This is a genomic window from Pseudoalteromonas spongiae UST010723-006, assembly GCF_000238255.3.
GTDB classification, from domain to species: domain Bacteria; phylum Pseudomonadota; class Gammaproteobacteria; order Enterobacterales; family Alteromonadaceae; genus Pseudoalteromonas; species Pseudoalteromonas spongiae.
The window spans coordinates 2,616,255-2,629,235 of the sequence record NZ_CP011039.1 but is presented as its reverse complement, the minus strand read 5'-3'; the positions used below and the strand labels follow the sequence as shown (position 1 = coordinate 2,629,235).

General features: G+C 35.9%; 10 protein-coding genes. 5 read left to right on the top strand and 5 right to left on the bottom strand.

Features of this window, described 5'->3' with window-relative positions; translation table 11 throughout:
• The first annotated feature begins 58 nt into the window (after positions 1–58).
• Positions 59–1,324: an FtsW/RodA/SpoVE family cell cycle protein gene (locus PSPO_RS12135; RefSeq protein ID WP_010562049.1), complete on the top strand. Its 1,266-nt coding sequence runs from the start codon at positions 59–61 to the stop codon at positions 1,322–1,324.
• Between the two features lie 279 nt (positions 1,325–1,603).
• On the opposite strand, the gene PSPO_RS12130 is transcribed toward PSPO_RS12135, so the two are convergent.
• Positions 1,604–1,861, bottom strand: coding sequence for a transposase (locus PSPO_RS12130; protein WP_010562048.1), 258 nt, complete (start codon positions 1,859–1,861; stop codon positions 1,604–1,606).
• A 96-nt stretch (positions 1,862–1,957) separates the two neighbouring features.
• Here PSPO_RS12130 and PSPO_RS12125 point away from each other — a divergent pair, with 96 nt between their 5' ends.
• The 4 genes from PSPO_RS12125 to PSPO_RS12110 all read left to right on the top strand — a co-directional run bounded on the left by PSPO_RS12125 (position 1,958) and on the right by PSPO_RS12110 (position 6,574).
• A complete protein-coding gene (locus PSPO_RS12125; RefSeq protein WP_040641308.1) occupies positions 1,958–2,281 on the top strand; it encodes a helix-turn-helix domain-containing protein in 324 nt (107 codons plus the stop codon).
• Between the two features lie 230 nt (positions 2,282–2,511).
• Positions 2,512–3,270, top strand: coding sequence for a hypothetical protein (locus tag PSPO_RS12120; protein WP_010562046.1), 759 nt, complete (start codon positions 2,512–2,514; stop codon positions 3,268–3,270).
• Positions 3,271–3,872: 602 nt separating this feature from the next.
• The gene (locus PSPO_RS12115) at positions 3,873–5,792 is read left to right on the top strand and encodes an AAA family ATPase (protein WP_010562045.1); all 1,920 of its coding nucleotides are present in this window, start codon (positions 3,873–3,875) and stop codon (positions 5,790–5,792) included.
• Positions 5,793–5,839: 47 nt separating this feature from the next.
• Positions 5,840–6,574 (top strand): hypothetical protein, encoded by a 735-nt coding sequence (locus PSPO_RS12110; protein WP_010562044.1) that lies wholly within the window; start codon positions 5,840–5,842, stop codon positions 6,572–6,574.
• A 223-nt stretch (positions 6,575–6,797) separates the two neighbouring features.
• On the opposite strand, the gene PSPO_RS12105 is transcribed toward PSPO_RS12110, so the two are convergent.
• The 4 genes from PSPO_RS12105 to PSPO_RS12090 all read right to left on the bottom strand — a co-directional run bounded on the left by PSPO_RS12105 (position 6,798) and on the right by PSPO_RS12090 (position 12,963).
• On the bottom strand, positions 6,798–7,703 hold the full coding sequence (locus PSPO_RS12105) for an IS481 family transposase (protein WP_010562043.1): 906 nt from the start codon (positions 7,701–7,703) through the stop codon (positions 6,798–6,800).
• 255 nt (positions 7,704–7,958) lie between these two features.
• Entirely contained in the window at positions 7,959–8,549 is a 591-nt protein-coding gene (locus PSPO_RS12100) for a hypothetical protein (protein ID WP_010562042.1), read from the bottom strand.
• Positions 8,550–10,664 carry a site-specific integrase gene (locus PSPO_RS12095; protein WP_010562041.1) on the bottom strand — a complete coding sequence of 705 codons (2,115 nt, stop codon included), beginning with the start codon at positions 10,662–10,664 and terminating at the stop codon, positions 8,550–8,552. It abuts the gene before it with no gap.
• Between the two features lie 13 nt (positions 10,665–10,677).
• The gene (locus tag PSPO_RS12090) at positions 10,678–12,963 is read right to left on the bottom strand and encodes a hypothetical protein (RefSeq protein WP_010562040.1); all 2,286 of its coding nucleotides are present in this window, start codon (positions 12,961–12,963) and stop codon (positions 10,678–10,680) included.
• Between the last annotated feature and the right edge of the window lie 18 nt (positions 12,964–12,981).

Below are 12,981 nucleotides of genomic sequence, written 5' to 3'. Positions count from 1 at the left end.
GCCCATGTATTTGTGTCCCAAAGTTGGGCGTTAGAGGCTTTCGATATGGTTGCTATATATGGATATTAAAAATTACTTGGGTCAGATAGAGAAACTTGAAAACGTTGGAAAGCGCTTTTCACCTTTTATTGACAGCAAATCTCCTTATTTATTTTTAGCAATCACTTCATTTTTGCTGCTTTGTGGCTCAATTCAATTGATTTATTTAACAAGCCCAACAAGTGAGCAAGTTACAGAACATTTTTCCTCCATACTAATTGGTATTGTTTTGTTCTTAACCTTACAACATAACAAATCAGATTACTTTTTAAATAAAATTACGAATAAACCTGTATTATGGTTGCTTCTCGCTATTTTTGTGACTGCTTCTAGTCTTTTTAGCGTGTCTATTAGTGGGGCAACTAGAACTGTATTTTTATTAAATTTAAAAACAGCGCCTGTAGTAAGTTTCTGCATTGTCATGTTTTATTCTTCAGTTGGCAGGTATTTAGTAAAGTTAAATAAACGTCAAAAATTAGGTTATTTAACGCTATTTGTAGTTTTGGTATTTTTAACAACGTTACAACCTAATATGATGCAAATAAAATCAATATTTTTAATATCTTTTTTTTATTTTGCTTTAGCGGGAATGAGAAGACAGTCATTTGAATTACTTTGCCTTATGGTTATATTGCTTTTGGTTGCAATATTTTTGTTAGAACCATACAGAACAATAAGGCTTTTTGGTTATTTAAATTACCATGAAGACCCTTATGGACATGGGTATCAGACATATAAATCTTTAACCGTTTGGGCAAATTCTGATTTATTTCGTTTCGGGCTTCAGGATAATATTAAGATAAGAGTTCCTGATATGGTCAATGCTTTACCTTTTACCGCAACCGCACAGCTTTGGGGGAAATTAGGAACATTAGTAATTATTATTTTAATTTCGTTTAAATTCATTTTAGTAGGGAATGGTATAGAAAAGTATAAAAATGAGAAGATTGCCTTGATAGCATTTGGTATGTTTGTTATCTATTTCCAATCAGTTATTGGATCTTTTTTATCTACGATTGGCCTTTTTCCACCAAGTCACCAAATAGTCGGTGTTGGATTTTTCACTCTTGGGGGAGGCACTGTTTTTGTATGTTTCGCTTGTGCTTTAGGTTATAAAATATTGTGTAATCAACAACCTAGTACTGTTAGGATTATAATATTATATGAGCGAAAACCACCACCTGTGTTGTTAGGAATAGAATACTTTAAAAAAGTTGTAATCTTCATTACTCTGTTTAGTTGTATGACTTCAATAGGTATTGGATTTAGTAAAATCAGCCTCTAACAAGTTGATTAATCTGATAAATTTTACTGTGTAGATTTTCGCTATTCCGCTTCGCGGGCAAAAATCAACCCAGCAAAATTTTCCAATTATCAACGCGTTACGAATGTTAGTTGTTGGCACAAAGCGCGCATTCGTCCTAACGCATTTCTGTCCAAAACGAGTTTACTCCACTGTCCATTCCTCGCTCAAAACGTTAAGTCCAAAGCTATTTACTGAGACGGCAGGAACAGATATGGGTTACTAAATATCACTTATAGCTACAGTTGAATTTCATATTTTTTACAGCTCTTTGGCAAAAATTGATGCAGCCTTGATAAGGATATTACGTTCTTCTGATACCTCCTCGAGACGCCGTTCCAGTGTTTTAATAATTAAGCTACCCTTTAAGCTGCGATCTTGTTTAGCGGCATTGAGCCATGCATATAATGTACTTTGTCCTATTTTCAAGTCTTTAGCTACTTCAGCGACTCGCTCTCCACCAATAAGTACTCTTTTTGTAGCTGATAACTTAATTTCATTTGAGTAAGGTTTACTCACTTTCTTATTCCTCGATTTTAGCTTAGGATTCCTAAGTATACATGGTAGATTAAAGCTTAGAGAATCTAAGCACCAGCTTTTTATTATGATTTACTTTTGGATTTTATTAACCCCCTCCCAATTCGGCTTAAAGAAGCTAGGACAAGATCAAATATATCTCAAAGAGATCTGGGAGTTAGAATTGGTCTGGAGCCCAGTTCTGCGAGTGGTAGAATGAATCATTACGAAAAAGGTAGACATACACCTGATCTGCAAACATTAAAGCGAATAGCAGAAGAGTTGAATGTGCCGCTAAACTACTTCTTTTGCGAAAGCGATGAAATGGCCAAATTTGTTTTATTATTCGAACAACTACCTGAAGATGAGAAAATCAAGTTAGTATGTGAGTTGGAGCACAAACAAAAGTCCGTAACAAATTAGTCAGTTCAACTTTATTAGCCACCTTTGTTTCAATAACCCCTACTAGATGAGTTGGGTCTAATCAAACTGGTATAAACTTAATTATGCCAAAGGCGGCCTATAAGCTGGATAGGCAGACTCCCACAAAACCATTAAATTCATTGAGTTACAAAACCATATGTCAACAAAGATTTCCTTATGGGCACAGTTTGTGGCACACTAAAAAAAGGACTTAGAGCAATAAATTTGACATGGAAAAAGAAGATATAACGAGCCAAAAACCAAGCTCTTGGGGGGTTATCCCCATCTTATCTATCATTGGGTTTATAACTGCTTATACACATTTTTTTGGCTTGAGTTACCTAAAATCTTATCTCGCTGGTGCAGGATTTGAATACGTAGCTCTTTCCCTTCCGCCAGACGAGTCTGTTTATTATGCGGTTAAGGGCTTACTATCAACTTTAAACCAAGCATTTACTATCGAAATTCTTACTCCAAAGTTAGTACATGCTTTACCAGGCGTATGTTTTACGATCCCCCTTATATTCGGTTATGTCTACCGAAAATTTAAAAATGACTCACCAAAACAATCAAGCCAAAAGTGCTTAGCTACCGAAGCAACTTCAAACATAAAAAACCTAACATTAGCGATAACGATCGGATTTGGCGGTGGTTATATTTTGCAGATAATCGTGACGGTTATGCTTATTTCTATATTGTTGTTTTTTTGGTTAATCATGTCATTAGGGTCGATTGCAGGTGAGCAAGATGGGAAAAAGTTAATATCATCTCCAGTTTGCAAACCTGTTGAATGGACTGAGCAAAAAGAAAACCGAATCTTATCTTGCCGAAAGCTTACTCTGAAAAATGGAGAAGAGTTAAACGGGATCAAGTTATTCAGTGATTCGAAAATCATATATTTCATTACAAATGAAGCAGCATACGAATTAACGACTAATAAAGAAGTGATAAGTCTTAGGAAAGTAATTACAAAACCAAGTTTTAGTTAAATAAATACTAAAGATGATGAGGCTAAATTCTCTGACCGCCTCAAAGCGATTCAAAACAAAAAAGCCAATATTTAGTTTACTTAAATACCTTGAATTTAAATGGTATTGCACTATACGCCTAGGTCTGAACCGCTTAATAATTAACAGGAGTACATTTGAGCAATTTTAACAGTAACCAGTTTGAAGAAACTTTTACAGAATTAGTACGCAATATACCTAAGCCTTTAAAAAATTAGTTAAAAAGCAGAATTAGTAGTTTTAATAATCTATACCATAAATCTACATTAACTTTAGAGACCGAAGTCGATTGTGAGAGAGTAATAAAGTCTCTAACCTTGGGGTGATCGCTTCGCCCCTTAACCTTGGTGATTGAATTTTCAAATTATTATGACTTAGCATAAGATAGTGCAGGTCTAATTAGGAGATACTTCAATCACTATGATTATTAATGACTTTTATACTCGAGAAGTTGAAGTTTATCGAGACCCCGAATATAGATACGCATTATAAAATCTCATGGGATAGCTTCCATAGAGTTAAGGTGTTATAACTACTTGTAACAAAAAAAGTTATCAAGTTCGATTTTAAAAGGAAGTTACTGAGTGTTTATTCTGAAACAAGCTAAGATCAATAGATATAAGAGTTACGGTAATGAGCAGATAGTTCAGATAGAAGATGATGTCACCACAGTAGTAGGAAAAAATGAAAGTGGTAAAACGGCATTTTTAGAGGCTCTCGCCAAGCTAAACTATTTCACAAACGATAATGATTTTGAGTTTGACGAAGTTAAAGATTACCCTCGTAATGAATTAAAAAAATACCAGAGAGCCGGTGAGCAATGCGAACCTATTATTTGTAAATTTCAGATGGATAAAAATACCATTGATGAAATTAATGAAGATTTAGGGAATGGGGTTCTTACAACAGATTATTTTACTGTCTCTAGCAGGTATGGTTCGGGAAGAACTTGGTACCATATCAATTGTAATGAAAAAAAATATATTGATAACCTTCAAAATGAGCTAAGTGTAAGTAGTGAAACTAAAGATATATTAAAAAACCTCAAAACAATATTAGAAGTTACAGAACTGGATGTCAGTAACAATGAAGAGCTTCAAGATTTCGTTGCTCACATAAAAAATAATATTGTAAACAAGGCTTACGATTGGAAAAGGAAGCTAATTGATGCTTATGTTTTCAAAAGATATATAGCCCCAAGGTTGCCAAGATTTTGGTATTTTGATGAGTATCACTCTCTTCCGTCTAGAGTCAATATCAATTCTGTTCGTAATGAGACAACAAGCGAGGAGCTAACCAAACAACAGCTCGATACGGCCAAGGCATTATTTGAATTAGCTATGATTGATGTGGAAGAACTAATTAACTCGTCTAGTTTTGAGTCTTTCATAGCAGAATTAGAATCAACATCAAATGAAATAACAGATCAAATATTTGAGTATTGGTCTACGAACAACAACCTAGAAATCGAATTTAAAATTGAATCGATACATCACCCACATCAAAGCCCCGAGAAAATACTTGATATTAGGGTAAAAAACAGACGTCATAGAATTACGTTGCCATTAAAAAATAGAAGCAAAGGATTCAATTGGTTTTTCTCTTTCATAGTCTGGTTCAGTAAGATTCAAGATGATAAAAACAATAACTTTATTTTGCTGTTAGATGAGCCAGGATTAAATCTTCATGCGTCCGCTCAAGCAGACCTATTGAGATTCATCAATGATTTATCTGATAAATATCAGGTTATATATACGACTCACTCACCTTTCATGGTTGAGTCCAATGCTTTACATCGAGTTAGGACTGTTTATGACTCAGAAGAAGGCAGTATTATTTCGAATGCCACACAAGAGAAAGATCCAGACACTTTGTTTCCTCTCCAGGCAGCTCTTGGGTATGATATTGCTCAAAACTTGTTTGTCTCTAAGAACAATTTGTTAGTTGAGGGGCCTTCTGATCTAAATTATTTGATATATATGTCAAACCTTCTTGAAAGCCTTAACTTAGTGGGTTTAAAGGACGATATCACTATTGTACCCGTCGGAGGTTTGGATAAAGTTGCGACATTCATATCGTTGTTAAGGGGATCTAAGTTAAAAGTATCGTGCTTACTTGATTCGTTTAATAATTCTAAAGGTGCACAAAGAATTGATAACTTAGTGAAATCAAAAATAATTAAAGATAAAAATATTCGCTTTTTTGATGAGTTTGCAGGTGAGGATTACACACAAGCTGATATTGAAGATTTATTTGAAACTTCTGAGTACCTTCATATATTTTCAAAAGCTTTTCCCGAGCACGCTGGAATTACAGCAGAAGATTTAGATAAAAAGAAACCAACAATTCTGACACAAATTCAATCTATCCTTGGAAGAAAGAGATTTAATCACTATAAACCATCTCAAGAATTACTCACTATGGGGCTGGACTCTGACTTTTTCTCAAAAGAAACCTTGGACAGATTCGAAGATATGTTCAAAAAAATCAATGAGCTATTCTAATGCTTTTGGGAATTCTGCTTATAGAGTTTAATTTGTAGGTATTTGTGATGTACGAATTACTCTTAAAATGGGGGCTAGATAGCCTTACAAAATTTTCAGGAACCAAAGGACAGCATGAGCTATCGATTCTGCTAGAGGCAATAAAAACCAAAAATACTTTAATAATTGAACGTTACAAACAAACTTGGGCACTCAATGAAAAGCTATCTGATTTAATTATTGAATTAGAGGTAGAGTTAGATTTATTTGCGAATGAGTCTATTGAAACTGACGGTACTTGGAAATCAGCAAGACAATTTATTGGTAAACTTAAATCCGATTTTCATCCTGCGTACTATAGAAAACTAGTAAAGCTAAGAGCGGGATTTGAAGGTACTAATGATATTCTTTCAGCTTACACATATACTTTCTTGAACATTGTCAATCTAGATAATTTATTCACAGTCTGTAAAAGTAAAAAAATCTATTCTAGAGGGGAGATTTGCCGGAGTTACAGGGGGTTGTGGACCAAATATGGGGAAGTTGTTTCATCAATTATTAGAATAACATCCGGAGATTTAAGGTTTTGGGTTACAGATATTCCTTATATCCAACATGCGGATAATTGGGCAGAATATGATCTCCAACTATTACAGCGTTTTATCTCTGCTAATAATTGGGGCAATAATAGGCTTCACATATCGCTAGAATCTAAAAGGGGTTTAGATAAGTTTTGGCATGAACTGAATGAGCATCATGAAAATAACAGAGAACAAGCGAAAAACAAACATGATGTGAAATGACAATAGTATGAATTATTTGTCGTAATTTTACCCATATTTCATTATGTTTTATGACTAAAAGTATGACGTGTAAATACCCTAGCTCTATTCCTTTTAAAATAAGGCTTAGAGCTAGAAAACATATTTTAAGTAATAACTTTCACCAAGGTTAAGGGGCGAAGCGATCACCCCAAGGTTAAAAACTTTATTTGTGGGTCTCGAAACCTCGGCTGACAAACTATAACTAGGCTCTCATTTTCGAAACTAGAATCTCATAAGGCGTTTTTCCTTTCAAGCCACCATGTGGTCTATGGTAGTTATAAAACGCCTCCCATTCAGCCAATTTGGCCTCTAAATCTACGTCTCCTTTATAGTTTAATAGCTGATAAAACTCTCTCTTGTCGGTTAGATGAGAGCGTTCGACTTTTCCGTTGAGGTTAGGACTAGCAGGTTTGATATACACATGCAGCATTCCCAGATCCTCGCAGTGCCAATGAAACTTAGATTGAAATTCATGGCCGTTATCTGTACGTATCATTTTAATGCGGAACGGAAACTTGCCAACAACGTAATCAATAAAGTCGATGGCACATGCTTGATTGTGTTTTTCGTAGACTTTCAATGCTCTGATACGTGTAGCATCATCGATAGCTGTATATTGGAATCTACGCACCTTCCTGCCTGACTTGTCCTTGAAGGTTAAAAACTTAACGTCAACTTGAACATGGTGCCTAGGAACTTGTTTCTCATACCTCTTTACGGATTTAACTTGCCGCGTTCTAAGATTCTGGGGGAGACGATTAAGTCCATGCCTACAAAGCACGCTATAAACGCCTGATATGGATACTTTTAGCCCATGATAACGAGCTAAATACCAACTAATTTTAGCTTGCCCAAAATGATAGTTCTTACGTAAATATAAGATTTTTTCTTCGATGACCGGATCAACTCGAACAGCTGGATTTTCGGGGCATGGCTTAGAGTTGATTAACCCTGCTTCTCCTTTAGCTGCATAATCTTTTTTCCAACGATAAAACGTATCTCTGGATACCCCCCAGTAGCGACAGGTTTTACTAACATTTCTGGTTTCTTTTGCGTGATCTAAAATCTTAAGCTTACGTCTAACTTCTTGTTCTTCTTTTCTGTTCATCTAAAACCTCAACTAACACAAAGTAAATATACAAAAATGTGTCAGCCAAGGTCTAAATATTCACACTTTATTCCTCTCCTACAACGATACTAATGCAATCTTTCAGGAAGTTAGAGCGAAAATGCCCCACAGTTGTTGTTTTATAGAAAAGCTTCTCGATAACCCTAACTTAGCTTTTTATGCTTTTTTGATATGGAATATAACGCTTTTCTAAATACAGTATTTTCAAGACCGTTAAGTTTTTGGGGGCTGTCACTATTCAACCATCCCAAAGTTTTTTCTTAACTGCAGAGACATTCTTGCCACTTGGCGCTCTAATTCCTCATTTCGTGCTTCTAGGTCAGATATCCTTTGTACTTTGTCTTGAATTTTTAAGCTGTCGCTTTCCTTTATAATCATATCCACGAACTCTCTGTGCAGTAAGCCTTTTAGCTTGTTTACTTCATTCTTTAATTGTTGGTTTTCGATAACAAGCTCAGGCTTGTTCTTACTACCTTGTGTCTGCAAGTGTTTATCTATTTCCCTCTTCCGGAGGGCTCTGAGCATAGCGTTGGTGTCATACATATGATTCACCAGTTTTGGATACCTTTTAGGACGCAACGCGCTCCGTTGTTTATTTAAGTTGTTGCATACATCTGTATTACTGACTTGATACTTGCTAATTGTTAATTCGGCTGGTGAGTGAGCTTCCATGATATTTGCTTTGCACACTTCTACTAAAGCCTCAAAAGCCCTATAAAATGCACTCTCCGCACCAGGCTTTAACCATTCAGGAGCTTTAATTGTATCGTCGCTCGCTTCAAGCCAATTATCAATATCAAAATTTGTTATATCATCAATGTTCATTTACGCTGCCTTCCATTTCTTCAACATATCTTTTCCTTCCTTCACAGCTTTTAATGACTCCTTCACTAGCGGGTCGCTCTCACCTACATTTAAGATGCTTATTCTATTATTCACAAACTCTTGATGAGCAATTGACTGACGTATAAGAGCAGCTTCATTATTGATCTTAGAAGCACAAAAATTTACACAACCTACGCAAGTTGAATAGCAGGCCCCGTCATAGTCTGGTGTCCCTGTTTCTTTATCAAAACAATTAGCGTGCTTTATCAATGAGGCTCGAGAAAGGCAATACCCATATTCATGGGCTTTTACATGAACATATTCATCAGCCAAATCATTTAGGAAGTCATCGATGCGATCAGACGTAACGACTTGATGATCAACGCTCTTGGATAAAATATCAACCGCAATTCCCTGTAAGTCTTTAACAAAAAGTCTATTAACAGTCGCTTGGAGTTCCTCATCAACTATTCTGCGTAAAACTTCCTTGAGATATTTCTTAACCAAGTCATCTGCAACTTCCTTGGTTAATTTATTAAATGTATAATGATCGGTCATGTACGAACCATAGCTATGCATAAAGTGACGGCGAATCTCTTCAACTACATTGCCTTCAAACATTCTTAATGCAAACTCAGCCCACGTATGGCGGAATTGGTGCGCTTTTATCTCTTTGTGTTCCTTGCCCATCTCAGGATGCGCTTCAGTAAAACAAAGATAGTATTTTTTTAAAGCTTGAGACATTCTATGACTAGTAACCCTTGATAAATCATTTAGGTTCCCTTTAGCTCGTACCCCTAAAAAATCATTACTAAACAGATAGATATTACCATCCAAATTTAACCTGCATAATTTGAGATTATCAGCCGCTTCTTTAAGTAAGTTGTGCGTTACTCGAACCTCTTTAATGCCATGATTAGTCTTTTTTATCGGCGTAGTATAAAAAATACTCTTGGGGTCATCAGCGTCTGCAACTACATCCTTGTTTCTCATGTTGCATATTTCACTCCAAGAGCGGGAGCCTGTTAAGCAGAGCATTACTGTTAATGCGGCATATCTTAAAGTTGACCTTACGTGTTCTAACACGTCTTTTGTTGTCTCTTCATTTGTTAAATATTGCTCTGCAACGCTTATAAAGTCGTTGCCCAGATCCCAATATACATCCCACTTTTCCACATTTGCGTCTAAAGACCTCTGTACAGCGGTAATGCTTTGGTGTAATTTTTTTTCATAATAAAAATCTTCAGCTTTACAGTTTTTTCCAGACTTCTTGCAAGCGTAATAGTATTCCCTTAACTTAGAAACAGGCTGATCTGGGGGAGTGAAATGAAATTTATAAAGATCTCGTGACTTTGTTTTTTTAAACTGAGTGTAAAAGTCAAAACAATCGTTTATTAGAAATCGAAAGTTAGCTGTAACATATTGGGATTCATTATACTTTCTTAACAATCCGTAAAAGCCAACTGCAAATTTAGTCTTATTGGAACGTAAGTCTCTAATGGCATAGGCTAAAAGAGACATTGCAACATAAACAGGTATGCTTCCATGTGACTTTCTAGAACCCCATTCGGCAAAATCAAGGCCGTATTCTTGACAAAGAACTTGCAAGATAGAGTTAGGCTTAGGAAGTCTCCCTAAATAATCAAGTTCAAACATCAACCCATCAGGGATATGTCTATGACGATACGCTTTATAAGTGTCTCTTAGCATCTGCATTTTCAACGTAACGGTTCCATATGCCATTTTTTCGTCAAATAAGTGTCGAACAAACTCATTTATATCCGCTTCTTTCAAGTCAACTAGATACTTGTCTGGGTGGTGCAGTGTGGCCCACCTTAGAAAGTTCGCCGCATTTTCGACAACGCATTTAACACTAACCTTAGATGCACTAATGAAGCGCTTATCGCCCTTGTATCCTCCGAATTTATGCAGGATGTAATGCTTAAGAGATTGCTTCCAACTCTTATTTAGTCCCGCTATATTCATATTCCGATGATAAAACACACCATTATCGGGGTCTTTAAATAACCAGTCATCTGATTTGAATACATCAATATCTTTACGCGGCAATAACGGCTCTGCATTGAGGGTATTAATCGGCAGGGTAGAATGCACTATTTCTTTTTCCTTACACTATCGGAGGAAAGAGTGAAGTTGGAAGCTTCTTCGAATGCTTTTCGCCTTCAGAAAGTACATTTTTAGGAAACTTTGCCAATACTTCAGACAATTGGATAAACTCTTTCAGTACAGCCGTTACGATTCTTTTACTGCTTCTTTGATGCTGTATTATCCTGGGAATCTCAGCTTTTAAATGATCTAGTCTTCTCAATATAAGAGCAGCGGTACTTGCAGTGGCTACATATACAGTCTTTTGCTTTGATTTAAATTCACCTAACAGGCCAATGTCTTCGACTGCATCACTGATGTGATTTAAACCTAATAAGCTTTTTACATCAGACTTATTTAATACCTCAGTTTTAGACAGCATATCATTTATGTCATCAGCAAAGTTCGACATCATTTCTGCCACTCGGTACGATAGTGACGGTGTGTCAGATATCTTCTCTTTAACGATACGTGGATATCTACTGTAGTAGACATCTTCTTCTGTTTTCTTTGAATGACCAGACAAACGTGCAGCAGCGTCTGCGTGACTACCTATCGTCGTATTTACACTTGATACAAGAACAAACGATTCATGTATAGGACTAATTGGAAGTGCTTTTCCTGATTTTTTTAATCTCTCTAATAACCATAAAAATGGTTCTAACTGTTCATTAGATATTAGTTCTCCTAATGCATTTCTTAACACTGAATTACTATTAAGCAATCGCTCTCGGATGTGGGCTCCTCTGCCCTTACTATTCAAGAATTTACTTAAGGAAAATATAGTAGAGTCAAAAACTTTGTCACTTTCAGTGGTGTTTCTATATTTTATTGCTCTTTTCGCTTGAGAAACTGCGCAATTGTATGCTCGATAAAATACATCAGGGGTATCTTTATTCGAATGTAGAGCTGTTGATAAGGATATTGTTGAACGATTTTTTATATAATCGAACTGAATTGTTTGCTTGCCGGATATGCTGGAAGTTTCTTTTATGTCAGAAAATACAAGATTTTGAACTCCTGTGGTTTGCACACCTTCGGTGGCTAATAGGCAAAACAACGCCCACTCTTGAATTGGGTTAAGTGACGTTAGGTTTGAAACCCCAAAATACCTGCAAGTCCAGGAATTTCCAGTCAGCCCGAGCGAATCAATATTTAGATGCGATGTCATATACCTTGATTTAGAAGGGGAGGTCACAACTTTATATGAATGCCCACCATTTTTAAGAAGACGTACCAAAGTGTGCTTTTTTATGCCGTATTCTTTTTGAGCATCAGAATGAGTGTAGTGCGGTTTACTATATTCATTCCTTATATTTATCACTACATCACGAGGTATACTTTCGGGAAAATACCCCTCAATAGATCTTCTTGCGTCATACTCTGTACAACCATATTTTTCACCTAAGGCTCTCATAGATGGCTTTGAATGCTTTAACTTACTTTTCATTTCCTCAATATCAGCAACAGAAAGCGGAGACTCAATAAGTTTTTTCTTGGGGCTAATAAATTCAGCGTATAAATCACTCACATTACTGGAGTTAAGGCAATAATCGAAATTATAATTGCTGAAAACTTCTGTTAGTACACACTCTTTAGCAAACTCGTTATTTTCTTCAAAAATAGCCTTGAAAATAGGAAGCATTATTGTACGGCACTCATTACTCCCACTATTAAATGATTGAAGATAGTAAGGGTTGGATACTGAGTCGCATTCAAACTCTAAAAAATGCCTACAATATTCTTGGTTTAATATTGTATCTTTAGCTTTTTGCTCTAACAGAATGATATTTGCGCACACTAGCCTTAGTGACACTAATAATTCATCATCACCATAAGGACAGTTAGAAAACATCATAGAAAGCGGTGGTTTCTTTTTACTACTTCTTCGTTGAATATCGAACTCTTGAATCACTTGATTTAAGAAGTCATATTCGTCAATGCTCAGCAATGACCCTTTAGCAAAGAAGTAATCTTTAACCGCTGTGACAAAAGGTCTAACTTGATAATAGGATTTAGAGCTATCTTTATCTTGCGCCAGTGTTATTGCCCATTCGTTAAAAATTGTTACTGGCGTAGTATTGATAGCAGTATATCCTCTATTTGTCAGGAAATGGTAAAGCTTGTTAGCTCCCCTAACCCAAATTTTCACCGAACCATCTCCTAATTTAGCAAACTTCTTAGAATAAAATTTAAACCATATAGCTTGCAGGATAGGGTGCTCGGTTTCAGCAGGCACCTCTAGCTTATCTAACCTACAGTTTATTGTAGAGATGCTCTTTACGTGCGATGTATCAATACTACTCATAGCTTTCCTTTAAAGTCG